The following is a 19,538-nucleotide window of genomic DNA, read 5'->3' on the forward strand; positions in this document are numbered from 1 at the left end:
GGCGAGGTCGTTTCGGCAGGTCAGGACCCTGATGGGGGGCGGTTGAGGCGGCGGTAGACGGGGGCCAGCCGCCGGTGCAGCGCCCGGTAGACGTCGAAGATCTCGTCGTAGGTGGCCCGGTGGGCCGGGTTCGGCGTGAAGATCCGATCGGTGCGCATCAGGTCCGGGATGTCGGCGAAGCTCAGCAGCCCGGTGCCGACCGCGCCGATCCAGCCGGCACCCCTGACGTTCACCGCGAGCGGCTGGGCGTCGCGGCGGATCTGCACCCCGAGCACGTCGGCGAAGATCTGGCACCAGGAGTCCGACAACGCGCCGCCGCCGGTGATGGCCAGCGAGGTGACCGGCGCGCCGAGGAACCGGTCCACCGCACCGGCCAGCCAGCGGGTGTTGAACGCCACCCCCTCGAAGACCGCGCGCAGCAGGTCCGAGCGGTTGGTGTCGAGCGAGATGTTGAGGAAGCCGGCCCGCAGGTTCGAGTCGTCCACCGGGGCCCGCTCGCCGTACAGCCAGGGGGTGTAGAGCACGCCGTTGGCACCCGGCGGCACGGTGGGGATGATCGTGTCGAAGGCGTCGAAGATGGTGCCCTCGTCGCGGCTGACGTGCCCGGCACTGAGCAGCGGGTCGTCGTACTCGACGACCTTGTCGCGGAGCCAGGTGAGGTTGGCGCCGGCGGTGGCCTGGAGGGCGGTCATCAGGTAGCGGTCGCCGATGGCGCACGGCACCGAGGCGATGCCGGCGGCCACGTCGGTCTTCTTCCGGGGCACGTGGGCCGCGATCCAGGAGGAGGTGCCGACGTACAGGTGCGGGTCGTTGTCGCCGGTGGTGCCGGCGCCGATCGCGGCGGCGGTGTTGTCGATCGCGCCGGCCACCACCTGGACCATCTCCGGCAGGCCCAGGTGCGTGGCGGCGTCCGGGGTGAGCGTGCCGATCACCTCGGTGCAGGCCACGATCGGCGGCAGCTTGTCGGGGCCGATGCCGCAGTCGGCGACCAGGGCGGGGGAGTAGCGGATGTCGCCGGGGCGCCGGTTGTCGGTCACCCACGAGGTCAGGATCGAGTCGACGGTGGCCACCGTCCGCCCGGTGAGCTTCAGGTTGATCCAGTCGAGCACGTTGAGGAACGTCGCGGTGCGCGCGTACACCTGCGGCATGGTGTCGCGGACGAACAGCATGTGGGCGGCGGGGTCCTTGCCGGTCGGCGACGGCATCCCGCCGGTGAGCCGCAGCCAGCGGGCGATCCGCCGCACCGACATCCCCTGGTACGCCGGGAAGCCGCCGAACTGCCGCCGCAGGTGCGGTGCGCCGCGCATGTCCAGCCAGGAGATGCAGGGGGTCAGTGGTTCCCCGGCGGCGTCCACGGCGATAGTGCCCTCGCCCTGGGTGGAGGCGCAGACCGCGGTCACCGCCCGCAGCTGTTCGGGGTGTGCCCGGCCCAGGTCGGCGGCGACCTCGCCGAGCGCCGCCCACCAGGCGTGGGGGTCCTGTTCGGCGCCGCCGCCGGGCAGCACCCGCAGCGGCACCGGTCGTTCGGCCCAGCCGGTGACCGTGCCGTCGGCGGCGACCAGGGCCGCCTTCATCCCCGAGGTGCCCAGGTCGATCGCGAAGATCTGCGGCGGGACGGCGGCCACCGGGCTCAGACCCCTTCGACGAGCGCGAAGACCTGATCGAATCGCGCCAGCGCGTCGTCGATGACCTCGTCGGTGTCGGCCATCGAGGTGTACATCCGCGAGCCGGCCAGGGTGATGATGCCGTGCGCGGTGTACGCCGCGCCCATCTGCTCCATCAGCCGCTTGCGGGCCTTGTTCTCCTTGAGCAGCTTCACCGGGTTACGCATGTCCAGCAGCATGACGCCGCTGCACTCCAGGTGCACGATCGACCCCTGGTTGTAGGCCACGTACGGCAGGCCGTACGAGTCGATCAGCCGTTGCAGGCCCCGGGTGAGCCGGTCACCGGCCCGCCCGGCGATCACCGGCGCTCCTGTGCGGGCCATCTCCTCGATGGCGAAGTAGCCGGCCGCGCAGGACAGCGGGTTTGCCGACAGCGTCCCGCCGACCTGGATGTGCGCCCCGCTCTTGCCGTCCAGTCCGGAACCGAAGACCGCCATCACGTCGGCACGGCCACCGACCCCACCGGCCATCGGGTAGCCGCCGGATACCGCCTTGCCCAGCACCGTCAGGTCGGGGGTGACGCCGAAGTAGCCGGCCGCGCCGCCCAGGCCGAGCCGGAACCCGGTGACCACCTCGTCGAAGATCAGCAGCGCGCCGAACTCGTCGCACAACTCGCGGACCTTCGCGTTGAAGTCGTGCGGCGCCGGCCGGGTGCCGGACTCCGGGCCGACCGGCTCGACCACCACCGCCGCCGTGCCGCCGCGCAACCGGTTCTCGACCAGCTTGCGTTTGAGCTGGCCGAGGTCGTGCGGGAATGCCTCCCGGGTACGGGCGGTGGCGCCGAACGGGATGCCCTTGGCGTTCATCCGGTACGTGCCGGGGACCCGCAGCCCGTACACCATCGTGTCGGACCAGCCGTGGTACGCGCCACCCACCTTGATCACCATCTTCTTGCCGGTGAAGGCGCGCGCGCCCCGGACGGCGGCCATCACCGCCTCGGTGCCGGAACCGAGGGAGCGGTACATCTCCACGTGCGGCATGAACCGGTTGATGATCTCGGCGAGCTTGAGTTCGTACTCGTGGAACAGGCCGGTCACCGGGCCGCAGTCGCGGACCACCTCGGCGACCCGCTCGTTGACCGGAGCGTAGTTGCTGCCCAGGATCGTCGGTCCGCCGGCCTGGAGGAAGTCGATGTAGGTGTTGCCGTCCCGATCGACCAGGTACGCCCCCTCCGCCTTCTCGATGGCCAGCGGGAACGGGTAGTTGAAGGCCAGGTTGTGCTGCACCCCGCCGGGGATGCGGCCCTTGGCCCGGTCGGTGATCTCCTTGCTGGCCCGGCACTTGGTGTCGAAGTAGTTGAGCACGTCAAGCATGGCGTCGTGGCGCAGCCCGCGCAGCGGCTGGGCGGTCAGCGCCTTCAGTCGGCGCATCACGTCGTCGACGTCGGGGTACTCGCTGATCGCGTACCCGAGCCGGGCGGCCTCGGCCCCCGGCTGCTGGTCGGCGTCGGTGTGGTGTGGCCGGTCCGCGTCGGCGGCGGTGACCTGGGCGGCGGCCGCGTCGGCGCTGGGTGGCTCCTCGTCGGCCGGCACCCGCAGCGGCTCCACCGCCTCGGTGATCTGCGCGGCGATCCGCTTCTCGTCGGCGCGCAGCTTGCCGAAGGCGATCTCTCGGATCGCGGTCGGGATGGTGTAGACCTTGCCCGCCTCGCTGGTCAGCGCCAACAGGTAGGCGATGGAGACCTTCTCCAGCAGGGCCATGTTGAACACCGCCCGGTCCGGGTCGGTGCCGACGGCGACGACGCCGTGGTTGGCGATGATGAAGGCGTTGTCCCCGCTGGCCACCTTCTTCTGCACGTTGCGGGCCAGGAACGAGGTGCCCGACGGGGCGTAGTCGATGATCGCCACCTCGCGGCCGAGGAAACGCACCTGCTCGTCGGTGAGCGCCGGGATCGGCTTACGCAGGAAGGCCAGCGCCGAGGCGTACGGCTGGTGGGTGTGCACTATCGCGTTGACGTCGGGGCGTTCCCGGTAGATGTTGGCGTGCATCCCGCACTCGATGGACGGCTTCAGGTCGGCGCCGGAGTCGTCGGGCAGGTGCTTGCCGTCGAAGTCGACGATGCAGATGTCCTCGACCCGCATCCGGTCGTAGTCGTAGTTGCTCGGCGTCACCGCGTACAACCGGTGGCCGGGGACGCGGACCGAGACGTTGCCCTCGGTGGCCTTGAGGTAGCCGCGGGCGAGCATGGTGCGGCACATGTCGACGACGTGCTGGCGGGACAGGCGATGCTGCACTGTGCGCTCCTCGATCGGGGCCGACGGTGCCCTGGGCAGGGGCGGGCGTCCATGGTCACCCGAACCGCTTGTCGAAACACCGTCCCACCGGCAGCGATAATCCGGCCCGTTCTTATCCTGACGTGACAAAATCGCGGGGTGACCCCGCCCGGTTCCGTGACCGCCTGGCGGCGGCTTCCCGCCGATCTGGCCACCGCGATGCGTCCCCACCTGCCGGCCACCGTGGCGGCCGTCGCGGTCGCCGTCACCGAAACCACCCCGGCCTTCGCCGACATCGCCGACGACAAGTTCGCCCGCGACGTGCACACCGCCGTCGAGGTCGCCCTCGCCCGCTTCCTCGACCTGCTCGGCACCGACGAACCGGCGTTGCCGCCGCCGGTCCGCGAGGTCTTCGTCGGGCTGGGTGCCGCCGAGGCCCGGGAGGATCGCGGGCCGGAGGCGCTGCTCGCGGCCCTGCGGATGGCGGCGCGGCTGCTGCTGCGTACGGCATCGCGGTCGCTTGCCGAGCTGCGGCCGGTCGGCACCGAGGACCTGATCGACCTGTCCGACGCGGTCACCGCGTACGTCGACGAGCTGGCCGCGGCCAGCACCGACGGGTACGCCCTGCAACTACGCGAGCAGGCCGGCGAGGGCGACCGTCGCCGCCAACTCGCCGAGCTGCTGTTGCGTGGCGACGGCATGCCCAGCGCCGTCGCCACCGCGGCGGCCCGGATCGGCTGGCCCGATCTCGACGCCGTACGGCCCGTCCTGCTGCCCCTGGACCAGGCGCGTGACGTGCGGTTCCGGTACGGCGCCGAAGGTCTGGTCGTCGAGCGTGGCCGCGACGCGGTGCTGCTGCTGCGGGCCGGGCCGAGGGCGACCCGGGCCGCGTTGACCGAGGCGCTGACCGGACGGTGGGCCGTGGTTGGCCCGCAGCTGAGCTGGCCGCAGGTGCCGACGGCGGTGCGGCTCGCCGAACTGTCCGTCGGGTTGATCGGTCCCGCGCCGGGACCGATCTTCGTCGACGACCACCTGATCGCGCTCGCTCTGCGCGGGGAGAGCGGTGCGCTGGCGGTACTCACCGCCCGGCGGCTGGCGCCGTTGGCCGACCTGCGCCCGGCCCAGCGGGAGAACCTGCTGGTGACCCTGCATAGCTGGCTGCGGCACTGGGGCTCACGCGCCGATGTCTCCGCCGAGCTGTTCGTGCATCCCCAGACGGTCAGTTATCGACTCAAACGCCTACGTGAGTTGTACGGCACCGATCTGGACGACCCGAGCGCGCGATTCGAGATACTTGTGGTGTTGGCCAGCCGGCTCGGTGGCCAGCCGTGATGTGACTCACGGTCGCTGCCCCGGTGGCGGTGCACGTGCTGGTCATTTCCCTATGCTTGGGCCGGACGATTGTCCCGCCTTTCCGAGACGAATCGGTTACGGCGGCAGATACGTGGCGCATTGCGGGAAGAGTTGGTGTGCTATGACCGGTTCCACCCGAACCTGGAACGGTGTGGAAATCCCCGCCGCCGGCCTCTACCAGCTTGATCCCGCGCACAAGCGGGTCGGGTTCGTGGCCCGGCACATGATGGTGAGTCCGGTTCGGGGCGAATTTCGGGAAACGAGCGCATACCTCCTCGTAGCCGAGGATCCGCTCCGGTCATCGATCAGGGCGACTATTCAAGCTGACAGTATCGATACGGCGAACGCCGACCGGGATGCCCATCTACGCAGTGTCGATTTCCTCGACACTGAGCGTTTTCCGGCCCTGCACTACCGCAGTACCGGCATCGCGCTGGCGGAAAAGGCCGATCCAATTTTCTACTGGGCGAAGTTGCGTAATCACCGGCTCGGACGCCGGGCGGCGCCGGCGGAAGCGTCCCCGTCGAAGGACCCGATGATCGGGCGGTTCGTGCTCACCGGCGAACTGACGGTCAAGGGAATCACCAGGGCGGTCGACCTCCGGGTCGAGTTCGGTGGTGCCCGCCGCGACCCGGAGGGTCGGGACATCTTCGGGTTCAGCGCGACGGGGGAGATCAACCGGGAGGAGTACGGCCTGCTCTGGAACGTGGCCCTGGAGAGCGGCGGCGTGCTGGTCGGCAAGAACATCCGCATCGAGATCGCCGGTGAGGCGATCCGTCAACGGTGATCGCCGCTCGCCCCACCGGCTCCGGCTGGCGTGCCCACCCCGGCGAGCACCCCGGCCAAGGCGAGGGTGGCTGCGCCGAGGCTCACCGTGTTGCCGCTGATCCGGCCCAGCACGATCTCGGTGGCCGCCAAGGGGCGGCGTAGCGCGTACCGACCCGCCTCGGCCCGTACCGCACCCAGCAGTGCCGGGCCGAGCCGGGCCGCCACCCAACTCGTCAGCACCACCACCTCCGGGTTGACCAGGTTGACCAGGTCCGCGACGGCGACGCCCAGATACCGGGCGGTCTCTGCGACCACCGCCCGGGCGATCGGATCGCCGCTCTCCACACCGGCGGCCAGCGCCTCGATGGTGGCGGTCTGGTCGTCCGGGTGCAGCATCGGGCTGGCCGGATCCTGCATCCGTAGCTGCGCCATGATGCCCGGCGCGCCGACATATGCCTCCACACAGCCACGGGCGCCGCAGCGGCACTCCCGGCCGTCCAGCACCAGCCTGGTGTGTCCCCACTCGCCGGCAGTGTTGCTGGCACCTCGATAGAGGCTGCCGCCGAACGCCAGACCGGCGCCGACACCAGTGCCGAGGGTGAGTACCGCGATGTCGTCGTGGCCGCGACCGGCCCCGAACCACAACTCGGCGACGACGCTGGCGCGCAGCGGACTGTCCAGGTAGAACGGCATGCCGAGGACTGCGTCGAGCATGCTGCGCAGCGGTACGTCGTGCCAGTTCCAGTTCGGGGCGAAGATGGAGACACCACCGGCCGGGTCGAGGAGACCGGGCACGCTGACTCCGACGCCGAGCAGCGGGCGCGGTGGTTGCCGGGCCGCGTCGAGCGCCGAGCGGATGCCGGCGACGATGTGCCCGATCACCTGCTCGGGGCGGTTTTCCACTGGATTGAGTCGGGCCTCGGCGGTGGCGAGCACGGTCAGCGCCGGATCGAACGCCTCGGCGTGCACGTAGGTCTCGGCCACGTCCACGCCGACCAGGATCCCGCCGACCGGGTTCACCGCGACCAGGCCACGGGGCCGGCCACCGCCGGAGTCCTGAAACCCGACCTCGGTCAGCAGACCGAGCTCCAGCAACTGCGCCACCAGAGTGGAGACGGTGGCCGCGCTGAGCCCGGTCGCGGCGGTGATCTGCTGACGTGAGGTGGCACCGGCGCCGATGATCTGGCGAAGCACCTCGAAGCGATTGGCCACCCGGATGTCCCTGGACGTACGCCGCATCCTCGACCTGCCCTCCTGACCCGACGCCGCCGTCCGGCTGGGCGGGAAGCCTCGCCGGACGGCGTCCGAGCAGCGTACGGCAGCTCAGCTGACGCCGACGCGCTGCCACTGCTGGTTGGAGCCGGCACCGCAGGAGTACTGCACCACCCGTGCGCTGTCGGCAGTGGAGTGACCGGCAACGTCGAGACACCGGTCGCTGTGCCGGGCCACGATCCGCAGGTATCCGGCGCCGGCGTCGACGAGCCGCCACTGCTGGTCGGTGCGCTCGGGCTGGCAGGCTGACTGCTGCACCGCCACGTTGTCCCCGGCGGCTGCACCCGGCACGGTCAGGCACCGATCGCTGTGCCGGGCGACGAGCTGGTGGTAGCCGGTGCCCAGGTCCCGCAGTTGCCAGTGCTGGTTGCCGCCGTTGTTGCAGGCGTACTGGGCGATGCCCGCGCCGTCGGCGAGGGACTGATTGAGCACGTCGAGACACTTGCCGCTGTGTCGGGCGCGCAGCGTCTCGTAGGCGTGTCCGCCGCCGATCGCAGCGACCGCACCGGTGACCGTGTCGACGCTGATCTGTGGCGACCAGCTCATGGTCAGCGAGGTGTCGGTGGGGAAGGTCAGCGGCAGCCAGACGTACCGGGACTGGTTGACGCGCCCGCCCCAGGCGCTGGCCCAACGGTCACCGAGGTAGAGGTAGGAGGTGGTGTCGGTGCCCTGCACCGGTAGCACGTACGCGGGCTGCGAGCCGTAGGTGATGCTGTCGCCGAACACGATTGGCGCGCTCCAGGCGCCGGTGATGCTGCGGGCGGTGGCGTAGCGGGCCTGGTTCGGTTGCCAGGAGGTGGCACCGGAGGTGACGAGAAAGTAGACCCCGTTGCGCTTGAACATCGCCGGTGCCTCGCGGTAGTTGTCCCGCCACAGCGTCTGCACCAGGCTCTCGACTCCCGTGTAGTCCTCCGTCAGGCGGTAGATGTTCAGGTCCGCGTTGACCCGGGTGGAGGAGAGCAGGTACGCGGTGCCGTCGTCGTCGCGGTACACCGTCATGTCCCGGGAGTCGTTACCCAGCGGCCGGTAGCTGCCCAGATAGGTGTAGTCGCCGTCGACGGTGTCGGAGGTGGCCACCGCGACCCGGGCCTGGGTGTAGTCGACGCCGTTCTCCCAGTGCATCCAGAGCACGTACTTGCCGGTGGTCGGGTTGTAGATCACCTTGGGGCGTTCGATGTTGGCCACCGCCAGTTCCGCGGCGGAGTCCTGCCGCAGCACGTGGTTGCGGAACTCCCAGGTGCGCAGGTCGGTGGAGCGGTAGGCCGAGACGTACCGGAAGGTGTGGTCGTCGTGGCGGTTCTCGCCGAACCAGTAGTAGTAGCCGCCAACCTTGATCATGCCGCCACCGTGGGCGTGGACTCCCGCGCCGGTGGTGTCGGTGAACTGAACGCCGTTGGTGATGGTGACCGGTGCGGCGGCATCGACTGCCGGTCTGGCTGCGGCGGGGGCGGCGGCGGTCAGTGCGAGCGGTGCGAGCAGCCCGGCGCAGACGGCCAAAGCGGCACGTCGCCATCGGTGGGTGGGTGGGTGTGCGGCGCGCATGGGGCCGCCTCCTTCGGGACGCGAGACTCCGCGGGGGACGCGCGAAGCGATAAATCGACCCTTATGATAAGCCCTATCGATAGTGGAAAATCAATCGATGATCGGAAGTGTTCCGATCCGCTCTCCCGCCTGCCTCAGTTCGCCGCGGCAACGGTGAGGGCGGCGATGGACGGGTGGGGTTGGCCCGCGTCGTCGTCGATCGCCACAGCGAGGCCACCGGTGGAGCGCGGCCCACTGGGGGTGACCACCCGCAGGGTCGGGCCGTCGCCGATCTGGGCGACGGTCTCACCGTCGCGCACAGTGACCGTGACGCGGTGGGTCGAGGCCGGGGTCAGCGCGGCTTCGGCGACCACCTTGCCGTCCCGCAGCAGCGCAAGCCGGCCGGAGGTCACGCGTACCGCAACCGGTGCGTCGCCGTTCACGCCGACCATCAGGGAGACGGTGCCGCCGTCGGCGCGCAGTCCGCGCAGCGTGACCTCGGCCGTGTAGTCGGTCCAGTCCGCGCTGGCGTAGGCGAGCAGCGTGCCGTAGGCGCGGCGCGGGCTGGCGGCGGTGAACCGCCCGGCGGTCAGCGGGGACAGGTCGGTCATCGGCTCACCCTGCTGATCACGCCAGTCCCAGGCCCGGGCGAACGGATCGGTCACCTGCGCAGGCACGGCCGTCCGCTCGACCACCGCGCTGACGAGTTCGGTGGTGCTGGTGGTGGCGTAGACCTCGGTCCGCTCGATCTGCCCGCCGGCCGCCGACCGGCGGCTGCTCGGCTCCGGCCGCAGTGACTTGTTGGTCAGCGCCGCTGCGAACCGTTCGGCGACCAGATCGCGGCTGAACGCGGTGGCCGCCGGGTCGGTCCCGGCGTCACCGACCTCGGAGAAGGGGTACGCGAACAACTGTGGGCGGGGCAGGTCGTGTTCGGCAAACGCGGCGAACATGGCGTCCAGGTCGGCGGTCAGCCGAGTCTGGTAGGCCGCCAGGGTCTCCAAGGCGCTGGTGGCCGCGTCCCATCGGCGGTGGGTCAGCGGGGAGCCCAACTGGTCCGGCCCGGTCGGTACCCGGGTGTGCAGATCGTGGGTGTGCGCCTGGAAGTCCCACCGGCCGGAACGGGTCATCCGGGCGATCTCCGCCCAGCTCAGATAGTAGGGACGATGCGTGCCCACCTGGCCGGTGATCAGGTACGAGGCGGCCACCATGCCATGTCGGGCCAGAATCGGGTCGGCGTAGGCCCACAACCCTCGGGTGCCGTCGTCGAAGGTCAGGTAGACCGATCGGGCGGGGGTCGTGCCACCGTTGAGATAGTCGATGTACTGCGCCGAGGAGATCGCCTGGTATCCCGCCGCGCGGAGGGCGGTGAGCTGGGCGTCGAACGCCTCCGGGGTGACCACGTAGTGCTCCTGGCCGCCCGGCTCGGTCTCGGCCGGATCGTCGCCGTGCGGTCGAATGTCGTGATAGGCCACCACCACCGGTGCGGACCTTTCCGGCATTTGCCCGGCCAACTGAATCCAGCGTTCCAGGTCGGCCGGGTCGACCTCGGTGACTGCGGTCTCCTGCTGCGCGCTGACGTGACGCCGCAGATCGGCGAGGTACCAGGACACCCCGAAGGGCGTCGCCACCACCAGCAGCGCTGCCATCGAGAGCAGCGCCCCGAGCGAGCGGGGCCAGAAACGCCTCATCGGAGCACCTCGCCTCGGGTGAACACCACCACGTAGAGCAGCACCAGTGCCGCCGTTGCGGCGAGGGTGAGCGTCACCCGGGCCAGCCTGGTCAACAGTTGCCGGACCGAGTTCACATCGCGCTCCGGGACCAGACGCCGCGGCGGATCGTGCTCACCGAGTAGGGCAGCAGCCAGGAGAGCATGGTGGCGGAGAGCACGCTCATCAGTGGCCGGTACGCCCACCGTGGATCACCCGGGTTGTCCAGCCGATACGCCAGCCCCCAGGCGGTGCCCTTGAGCAGCACCCCGCACAGGTAGAGCACGGGAACGGCCCACCAGCCGCGCAGCGGAGCCCAGACCAGGTGGGAGAAGGCCATCGCCGGGGCCAACGCGACCCAGAGCGCGTGCCCGTAGTAAAGCGCGGCCGGACCGGGGCCGCGTCGCCACATGAAGGTTCCGGTGAAAAAGAGGTTCCGGACGTAGCTCTTCTTCCAACGGGTCTGTTGGCGCAGGAATGGCCGTAGTCGTGCCGGGACCCGGGTCCACACGTGAGCCGAGCGAACGTAGCCGACCCGCCAGGCGCGGGGCGGATGGTCTTCGTCGGAGATGAACGGCGAGTCGGCGAAGCGCCGCTTGAGCCGGTCGCCGATCCAGCGTTGCCCGAGGACATAGCCGGTGAGCTGCCGGTCGGTGGCGAAGCGGAACTCGCCGCCGAGGAACCGATCCGCCGCCCAGGCGGGCAGATAGTTGATCACCGCAGCCCGGCGGAACACCGCCAACGGGCCTGATACGCAGGTGACCGCGCCGAACGACGCCTCGGCCGCCTTGGCGACCCGGAACTGGCCCTCGTACCAGACGTCCTGAACCCGGGTGAGCAGCGACTCGTCGGGGTTGAGCGCCCGGGCGTGTCCGCTGACCGCGCCGAGATCCGGTTGCCGGATCAGCGCATCGACGCAGCGTCCCAGCGCATCCGGGGCAAGGACACAGTCGGAGTCGGTGAAGGCGAGCACCTCGCCGGTGGCATGTCGGGCGCCCTGCACCAGGGCCCGCTTCTTGCCGACGTTCTGAGGCAGGTGCAGCACGGTGACCGGGAGTTGGGCGGCGAGTCGATCCAGCACCTCGGCGGTGCCGTCGGTGGAGCCGTCGTTGATCACGATCACCTGCAACGGCCGGTAGTCGCTGCCGGTCATCGAGCGCACGCACGCCTCGATCCCGTCCGCCTCGTCCTTGACCGCCACCAGCAGGCTGACCCGAGGAGCCGGCAGCAGCGGCGGGAACGCGGCGGTGTGCCGGGGTTGTGGCGGCGCCTCACTGGGATCCACATAGCGGGCGTAGGCCAGATAGAACACGGCGACGGTGGCGGTGAGCACGGCGACGCCGTAGTACGCCAACAGCGGGGCGTATGGCAACTGGGGAAACTGTCGGGCCAGCAGGACGATCAGCGGTAGCAGTGCGAGCACGGTGAACAGCCGGCGCAGGCCACGCCGGACCGGAGGGCTTACCGGCACCTAGAGGACCTCCCGCCGAGGTAGCCCGGTCAGCCGGTAGGTGGCGTCGAGCACCATGGGCTGCGCGCGTAGCCACGACTCGTCCAGACCGGCCTGGGTGGTGTGTACGACCACCAGGTCCCACTCCCGGGCGGTGTGGTCGGCGATGCGGTGCAGGGTCCCGCCGTCGGACGTGCGGACCGAGGCGACCAGGTCGTCGACGAAGTCGACGCCCGCACCAGCGCGGATCAGCTCGCCGATGATCTCCAGCGCGGGTGACTCCCGGACGTCGGCGACGCCGGGCTTGTAGGTCACCCCGACCAGCAGGATCCGGGCCCCGAGCAGGGTACGGCCGACCCCGGCGAGCAGATCCCGGATCCGTTCGACGACGCGGCCAGGTCGGGCGGCGATACCCCGCATCGCGGTCTCGATGAGCGGTGCCTCGCGGCGTTGCCCGCGTAGCTGCCAGAGCAGATAGTGCGGATCGCAGGGGATGCAGTGCCCGCCCACCCCGGGGCCGGGCTGGAAGGCCATGAACCCGTACGGTTTGGTGTCGGCCCCGTCGATCACCTCGGTGACGTCCAGGTGCAGTTCCCGGCAGAGGTCGGCGAACTCGTTGGCCAGGGCGATGTTCACCGCGCGAAACGTGTTCTCCAGCAGCTTGGTCATCTCGGCTGCCTCGGGCGAGCCGAGTTGGTGCACCCGTGGGGCGATCCGGGCCAGCGCGGCGGCCGCCCGGGCGGTGCAGTCGGGTGTCGTCCCGCCGACGACTCGGGGAGTGAGTTCCTGACGGTGCCGGTCGTTGCCCGGGTCGACCCGCTCCGGGGCGAAGGCCACCCACACCTCGTGCCCGACCTGGAGTCCCCGGGCAGCCAGCGGCTCGACCAGCAGATCGCGGGTGGTGCCGACGTAGCTGGTCGAGGTGAGCACGATGGTCTGGCCGGGACGGGCGTGGGCGACCACTGCGGCGCAGGCGGCCCGCAGTGCCGTGAGGTCCGGGGCAAGGTGGCGGTCCACCGGTGTGGGCACACAGATCAGTACGGTGTCGGCGTCGGCGATGTCGCTGACCGAGGTGGTGAGTCGAAAGGCCGGATCGACAGCCTGTAGCGTCTCGCGCAGTCGGTCGCGGTCGACGTCGAGCAGGTCGGCTCGGCCCGCCCGGATGTCGTCGAGCCGGGTCGGGTCGATGTCGACGCCGATGACCCGGGACCCGCTGGAGATCAGGGCCAAACTGGTCGGCAGACCGACGTAACCGAGGCCGACCACGGCGGTGCGTGCGCCGGGTACTGCGGGCGTGGCGACGGCGGCGACTGGCTCCGCTGGGTCGGACGTGGCAGCCGGGGCAGTGGCGGTGCCGTCGGACCGGGCGGTTGGCAGGAGCTGCGACATGGTCGAGGCCCTCACGAAAGGTGAATGGGACCACCCAAGAGTGCCGATGTCGCTGATCCGGCGACCGCCGCCGAACAGCCAGCCAGTAGCGAGATTGCTACGAGTGGTGACTGTCCGATCGGTCAGTATTTTTCTGCGGGCCCGTACGGTGGCGGGATCTTCGTACCTCAGTGGGAGGTTCCGCATGGCCACGTGGGGATCGTGGGCCACGGCGGCCCCATTGGTCCCGGCTGTTTCTGCTGCTCGGGGGAATGTAAGAACCATCACTGGCGGTAAGGTGGCGGGCCGTGCCTGCCTCGATCTGCGGCCCGGGGATTGTGGCGACATTTGACGTAGCGCACCACCCTGCTCTGCGGGCGCTCACCGCCGTCAACGCTGCTGCCGACGGCGTCACGAAGAGGTAGCCTGGGCGCGGAGCCACGCGCGGGCGGGATCGCGCGTGATGAACGAGGAGCGGGACATGCTGTCGGGAGACGACGACATCTCGGGGTGAGCAGCCCCCAGCCAGCCCCTGGAGGGCGGCTGCCTGTCGTGACCCTGTCTTCCCGACCGGGGCGCCGGTCGCGTCCCGGCTTCCTTCCCGAGGTCTGCCTGCCATGTCCGACGTCTGCGTCATCTGCACCAACCTCTCCTTCTCCTGGCCCGACGACACCCCGGTGTTCCAGGACCTCTCCTTCACCGTGCCGCCGGGCCGCACCGGTCTGGTCGCGCCGAACGGCGCCGGCAAGTCGACACTGCTGCGTCTGATCGCCGGCGAACTCACCGCCACCGGCGGGCACGTGGCTGTCGACGGCGTGCTCGGCTACCTGCCGCAGGATCTGCCGCTGGCGGGGGAGTCAACAGTCGCCGAGGTGCTGGGCATCGCCCCGGCACTGGCGGCGCTGCGGGCCATCGAGTCCGGCGACGCCAGCGAGGCGAACTTCGCCGCCGTCGGCGACGACTGGGACGTCGAGGAACGCAGCCGCGCCGAACTGGACCGGCTCGGACTGGGTCACCTCGCCCTGGACCGGCGCCTGCACACCCTCAGCGGCGGGCAGATCGTCTCCCTCGGCCTGGCCGCGCAGCTGCTGCGGCGCCCGGACGTGCTGCTGCTCGACGAACCGACGAACAACCTCGACATCGACGCCCGACACCGGCTCTACGACGTGCTCGATCACTGGTCCGGGTGCCTGCTGCTGGTCAGCCACGACCGGATGCTGCTGGACCGGATGGAGCGCATCGCCGAACTCGACGGTGGGCAGTTGCGCCTGTTCGGCGGGAACTTCACCGCGTACGAGGAGGCGACGCGGGCCGCCCGCGAGACGGCCGAACGCCACGTCCGCAGCGCCGAGCAGGAGGTCAAACGGGAGAAGCGGGAGATGCAGCAGGCCCGCGAACGGGCCGAACGCAGAGCCGGCAACGCCGCCCGTAACCTCGGCAACGCGGGCCTGGCCCGGATCATCGCCGGTGGCCTCAAGCGCAGCGCCCAGGAGTCGGCCGGGCGGGCCCGGCAGGCCCACGCCAACCGGGTCAGCGAGGCGCAGGACCGCCTCGACGAGGCCAGCCGGGCGCTGAGGGAAGACCAGACCTTGACCCTGGACCTGCCGGAGACCGACGTGCCGGCCGGCCGGACGCTCGTCGAGGCCGAGGATGTGCAGGTGTGGCACGACGCGCGACAGTTGTTCGCCGGTGCCGGTGTCGGACTGACCATCCGAGGCCCGGAGCGCATCGCGCTGACCGGACCCAACGGTGTCGGCAAGTCCACACTGCTGCGTCTGCTCTGCGGTGAACGGAAACCAGAGGGTGGTCAGGTGCGCCGGGCCGACGGCCGGATGGCGTACCTGTCCCAGCGGCTGGATCTGCTCGACCCGACGCGTACGGTCGCGGAGAACTTCGCCGCACACGCCCCGGACCGCCCGCCGGCCGAGCAGCGGAACCTGCTGGCCCGGTTCCTGTTCCGGGGCGACCGGGCCCACCTGCCGGTCCATGCGCTCTCCGGCGGTGAACGCCTGCGGGCCACCCTGGCCTGCGTGCTCTACGCCCAGCCGGCACCGCACCTGCTGCTGCTCGACGAGCCGACGAACAACCTCGACCTGGTCAGCGTGGGGCAACTGAAGAATGCCCTGGACGCCTACCGTGGGGCGTTCGTGGTGGTCAGCCACGACGAGCGCTTCCTCAGCGACATCGGCGTACGCCGTTGGCTGCGACTCGACGACACCGGCCTACGGGAGTTTCCCGCCCCCGAACCGGTCTGATTCAGCGGGTAACCGTCCGATCGGTGCACCGCGGCCAGCACCTCGACGCATCCGGGCAGGTCGACGGGGTCACGGCCGCGCACGATGAACGGGATCACCTGGCGCTGACCGGGCTCGCCGCGGGACCGGTGTGTCGGGCCGGGGTGGCGCTGCGGTGGCGGAACACGTGCCGGTAGGTCTGCGGCGTCATGCCACTGACCCGGTGGAAATGCTGGCGGAGACTGGCGCCGGTGCCGAAGCCGGTGCGCTGGGCGATGCGTTCCACCGGCTCGTCGGTGGTCTCCAGCAACTCCTGCGCCAGGCGGACCCGTTGCTCGAGCAGCCACTGCAACGGCGTGGTCCCGAGCGTGTCGCGGAAACGCCGGGCCAGCGTGCGGGGGCTCAGGTGCGCCGCGCGGGCCAGCTCGGTGACCGACAGCGGCTCGTCGAGTCGACCACGTGCCCACTCCAGGACGGGGCTCAGGTCGGCAGGGGAGACGCCGCGTACCGGAGGCGCAGGATACTGGGTGTGATCGGCGGCGCGGTGCGGGGCGACCACCATCCGCCGGGCGACTTCGGCGGCGACCGCGGCGCCGTGATCCTGCCGGACCAGGTGCAGGCAGAGGTCGATGGCGGCGGCGGTGCCCGCCGAGGTGAAGATGGTGCCGTCGGCGACGTACAGCACCCGGGTGTCGAGATCGACGAGCGGGAACCGGGCGGCGAAGTCCTGGGCGTTCATCCAGTGGGTGGTGGCGCGGCGGCCGTCGAGCAGACCCGCGGCGGCGATCGCGTACGCGCCGGTGCAGACGCCCACGATCCGGCTGCCCTGGGCATACGCCTCCCGTAGCGCCTCGACCAGCGCGGCGGGCGGCGCGATCTGGGTCGGTCGGGCACAGGCGGGCACCAGCACGGTGTCCGCCACGACGAGATCGTCAAGCCCGTACGCCGGGTCGAGCCAGGAACCGCCGGTGGTGCGCAACGGGCCCGGTGCGGCGGCGCAGAGGCGCAGCTCGTACCACGGGTCGACGATGTCGCGGCGATCGGTGCCGAACACCTCCTGCGGCACCGCCAGCTCAAAGATGGGCAGGTTGTCGGTCACCGCCACCGCGACGAGGTGCGGACGCATGGCAGGAATCTAACGCACGGCGGCGACAATCCCGCTGTTCCGCCGGGTGGCGGACGACCGATGGTGATCACATGACACAGACCCCACCCGCAGCGGTGTCCGGCGGTCGGCTGACCGCCGCCCAGGGCACCGCGCTCTACGTCGGTGCCGTACTGGGTACCGGCGTGATCGCCCTGCCCGCGCTGGCCGCCGAGGTCGCCGGCCCGGCGTCCCTGCTGGCCTGGCTGCTGCTCGTGATCGTGTCGGTGCCGCTGGCGGCCACCTTCGCCGCGCTCGGTGCCCGCCACCCGGACGCGGGAGGCGTCTCCACGTACGCCCGGATGGCCTTCGGTCCCCGGGCTGCGGCGGTCGTCGGCTGGTGCTTCTACTTCGCGGTGCCCCCGGGCGCCGCCGCTGCGGCCCTGTTCGGTGGCGGGTACGTGGCGGCGGCCGTCGGCGGCGGCCGGATGACAGCGGTGGTGACCGCCGCGGTGCTGATGGTGGCGGTGACGATCACCAATCATGTAGGTGTGCGACTGGCCGGGCGGGTGCAGCTCGTGCTCGCCGGGATCCTTGTCGCCTTCCTGCTGCTGGCGGTGTTGCTGTCGCTGCCGCACGCGGCCGTGGACAACCTGGTGCCGTTCGCGCCCTCCGGTTGGAGCGCCATCGGCCCGGCCGCCGCGTTGCTGATGTGGAGCTTCGTCGGGTGGGAGGCGATCACCCACCTCGCCGGGGAGTTCCGGCGGCCGGGGCGGGATCTGCCGCGTGCCACCGCCGCCGCGGTCGTGGTGGTCGGTGCTTTGTATCTGACGGTGGCCTTCGCGACAGTCGCCGTGCTCGGGTCGGCGGCGGCAGGTGCCGACGCGCCGTTGGGTGAGCTGTTCGCGGTAGCGTTGGGCGGCGATGTGCGGTGGCTCACCGCCGCCGTCGCGCTGCTGCTCACCTTCGGCGCGATGAACACCTACTACGCCGGTGCGGCGAAGTTGGGTGCGGCGCTGGGGCGTGACGGTGCGCTGCCGGGCTGGCTGAGCCGGGGCAGCGTGGCCGGCGAGGTGCCGCGGCACAGCTTGGCCGTGGTGGCCGCGCTGGCGTTCGCGGCCCTGCTGGCGACAGCCGCCGCCGGCCTGGGCGTACGGCCGCTGGTGCTGGCCACCACCGCGTCCTTCATCGCGGTCTACGTGATCGGCGCGGCGGCGGCCCTGCGGCTGCTGCCGTGGGCCGGCGCGGCCTGGTGGGCGGCCGCGCTGACCCTCGTCGTGGTGCTGTTCCTGTTGGTGATGACCGGTGGATATCTGTTCTGGCCGGTGGTGTTGGCCGGGGCGACCTTGCTCTACCTCCGATTGCGCCCTGCCCCACGACAGAACACGGCCGGGCAGGGCGACCGGGGGCTACGGGATGGGCGGGAGAACCCGTACCGGCGTGCTGCTGAACGGGTCGGCCGGGTTGCCGTGGCCGAGCATCCCAGCGGTGTTGGCACCCCAGGTGGCCACGGTGCCGTCGCGCAGCAGGGCGGTGTTGTGCTGACCGCCGGCATCGACCACGCGGGCGTTGGTCAGCCACCGGGTGCAGGGTGCGCTCTGCCCGACCGCGCAGACTCTGACCGGAAGGCCGCTGGCGGTGGTGGTGCCGTCGCCGAGTTGCCCGCTGTAGTTTCCACCCCAGCTCAGCAGCTTGTTGTCGCGCAGCAGGGCGGTGCTGTGATGCCCGCCGGCCTCGACGCGTTGGACGTTGCTCAACGGTTGGGTGCAGGGAGCGGTCTGCCCGACCGCGCAGACGTACTCCGGGATGGCGGAAGTGGTGGTGGCGCCGTTGCCGATTTGCCCCCACGCGTTGGCGCCCCAGGCGACGACCGTGCCGTCGTCCAGCAGCGCCATGCTGTGTGAACCGCCGGCGCTGATGGCGCTGACGTTGCTCAGCAGGTGCGTGCAGGGCATGGTCTGGCCGACCGCGCAGACCTGGACCGGGACCGAGGTGGGGACGACCTGTCTGGGGAGGGTGATGCGGCCGTTGCCGAGTTGCCCGTAGTAGCTGGCGCCCCAGGTGGCGACGGTGCCGTTGCCCAGCAGGGCCACGCTGAACCCCCCGCCGGCCTCGATGGCGCTGACGTCGCTCAGATGCTGCGTGCAGGGTGCGGTCTGACCGACCGCGCAGACCCGGATCGGGATGTTTTGGGGTGATATGGTGCCGCCACCGAGCTCTCCGAGTTGGCTCTCGCCCCACCCGACGACAGTGTTGTCGGTCAGCAGCGCCAGGGTGTGCCCGCCGCTGGCGGCGATGGCCTTGACCCCGCCCAGGAACTGCGTGCAGGGTGCGCTCTGCCCGACCGCGCAGACCCTGACCGGGATGGCACTGGCTGTGTTGGTGCCGTTGCCGAGTTGCCCGCCGGAGTTGTAGCCCCAGGCGACGACCGTGCCGTCGCCCAGCAGCGCCGTGTTGTTCCATCTGCTGGCGGTGATCGCCTTGACCCCGCCCAGGAACTGCGTGCAGGGTGCACTCTGCCCGACCGCGCAGACTCTGACCGGAAGGCCGCTGGCGGTGGTGGTGCCGTCGCCGAGTTGCCCGCGGGTGTTGTTGCCCCAGGCGACGACCGTGCCGTCCGCACGAAGGGCCAGGCTGTGGTCAGACCCGGCGGAGGTGGCGATCACCCGGTCGAGCACGGTGCGCGGATGGGCGGCGACCGCGCCTCCCGGCGCGATGATGATGCTCAGCGTCGCGAGTGCCGCGAGTGCAGCCAGCACGGACGCGCGTGCGTACCGGCGCGCGATGCCGACGTCGGCGTACCTGGATCCGGTCGTGGTGGGGCAGCCACCCATGTTCGCTCCCTGCGGTCGGAGACAGCGGTCAGCCGCCGGCCGATCGGTCGCTGACGCGGCGCGACGACACA

Annotated in this window: 12 protein-coding genes and 1 pseudogene; 4 read left to right on the forward strand and 9 right to left on the reverse strand. The window is 70.9% G+C overall.

Going from position 1 to position 19,538, the window contains the following annotated elements; genetic code table 11:
* Positions 1-20: 20 nt before the first annotated feature.
* Positions 21-1,625 (reverse strand): xylulokinase, encoded by a 1,605-nt coding sequence (locus C1I93_RS12355; RefSeq protein WP_111243409.1) that lies wholly within the window; start codon positions 1,623-1,625, stop codon positions 21-23.
* Positions 1,626-1,630: 5 nt separating this feature from the next.
* A complete protein-coding gene (locus C1I93_RS12360) occupies positions 1,631-3,898 on the reverse strand; it encodes an aminotransferase class III-fold pyridoxal phosphate-dependent enzyme (RefSeq protein ID WP_111243410.1) in 2,268 nt (755 codons plus the stop codon).
* Positions 3,899-4,036: 138 nt separating this feature from the next.
* Between C1I93_RS12360 and C1I93_RS12365 the strand changes: the two genes are divergently transcribed.
* Positions 4,037-5,209, forward strand: coding sequence for a PucR family transcriptional regulator (locus C1I93_RS12365; RefSeq protein WP_111243411.1), 1,173 nt, complete (start codon positions 4,037-4,039; stop codon positions 5,207-5,209).
* 142 nt (positions 5,210-5,351) lie between these two features.
* Entirely contained in the window at positions 5,352-6,017 is a 666-nt protein-coding gene (locus C1I93_RS12370) for a YceI family protein (protein WP_111243412.1), read from the forward strand.
* Here the strand turns inward: C1I93_RS12370 and C1I93_RS12375 are convergent.
* The 5 genes from C1I93_RS12375 to C1I93_RS12395 all read right to left on the reverse strand — a co-directional run bounded on the left by C1I93_RS12375 (position 6,008) and on the right by C1I93_RS12395 (position 13,336).
* Positions 6,008-7,210: an ROK family transcriptional regulator gene (locus C1I93_RS12375; RefSeq protein ID WP_212808439.1), complete on the reverse strand. Its 1,203-nt coding sequence runs from the start codon at positions 7,208-7,210 to the stop codon at positions 6,008-6,010. The two genes, C1I93_RS12370 and C1I93_RS12375, sit on opposite strands and share 10 nt — an antisense overlap.
* A gap of 111 nt (positions 7,211-7,321) precedes the next feature.
* The gene (locus C1I93_RS12380) at positions 7,322-8,812 is read right to left on the reverse strand and encodes an RICIN domain-containing protein (RefSeq protein WP_111243414.1); all 1,491 of its coding nucleotides are present in this window, start codon (positions 8,810-8,812) and stop codon (positions 7,322-7,324) included.
* A gap of 134 nt (positions 8,813-8,946) precedes the next feature.
* The gene (locus tag C1I93_RS12385; protein ID WP_111243415.1) at positions 8,947-10,479 is read right to left on the reverse strand and encodes a polysaccharide deacetylase family protein; all 1,533 of its coding nucleotides are present in this window, start codon (positions 10,477-10,479) and stop codon (positions 8,947-8,949) included.
* Between the two features lie 112 nt (positions 10,480-10,591).
* Positions 10,592-11,968 carry a glycosyltransferase family 2 protein gene (locus tag C1I93_RS12390; protein ID WP_111243416.1) on the reverse strand — a complete coding sequence of 459 codons (1,377 nt, stop codon included), beginning with the start codon at positions 11,966-11,968 and terminating at the stop codon, positions 10,592-10,594.
* Entirely contained in the window at positions 11,969-13,336 is a 1,368-nt protein-coding gene (locus C1I93_RS12395) for a nucleotide sugar dehydrogenase (protein ID WP_111243417.1), read from the reverse strand. It abuts the gene before it with no gap.
* A gap of 596 nt (positions 13,337-13,932) precedes the next feature.
* On the opposite strand from C1I93_RS12395, the gene abc-f reads away from it, so the two are divergent.
* Positions 13,933-15,570, forward strand: a complete 1,638-nt coding sequence (gene abc-f, locus C1I93_RS12400; RefSeq protein WP_111243418.1) for a ribosomal protection-like ABC-F family protein — start codon at positions 13,933-13,935, stop codon at positions 15,568-15,570.
* A gap of 94 nt (positions 15,571-15,664) precedes the next feature.
* On the opposite strand, the gene C1I93_RS12405 is transcribed toward abc-f, so the two are convergent.
* Positions 15,665-16,675, reverse strand: coding sequence for a GlxA family transcriptional regulator (locus C1I93_RS12405; protein ID WP_111243419.1), 1,011 nt, complete (start codon positions 16,673-16,675; stop codon positions 15,665-15,667).
* Positions 16,676-16,746: 71 nt separating this feature from the next.
* On the opposite strand from C1I93_RS12405, the pseudogene C1I93_RS12410 reads away from it, so the two are divergent.
* Positions 16,747-18,007 (forward strand): annotated as a pseudogene (locus tag C1I93_RS12410) (APC family permease); the annotation flags it as partial.
* Between the two features lie 35 nt (positions 18,008-18,042).
* On the opposite strand, the gene C1I93_RS33095 reads toward C1I93_RS12410, so the two are convergent.
* Positions 18,043-19,467 carry an RCC1 domain-containing protein gene (locus C1I93_RS33095; protein WP_111243420.1) on the reverse strand — a complete coding sequence of 475 codons (1,425 nt, stop codon included), beginning with the start codon at positions 19,465-19,467 and terminating at the stop codon, positions 18,043-18,045.
* Positions 19,468-19,538 lie beyond the last annotated feature (71 nt).

It is taken from the genome of Micromonospora endophytica, from assembly GCF_003236305.1.
In the GTDB taxonomy this organism is placed as follows: Bacteria; Actinomycetota; Actinomycetes; order Mycobacteriales; family Micromonosporaceae; genus Micromonospora; species Micromonospora endophytica.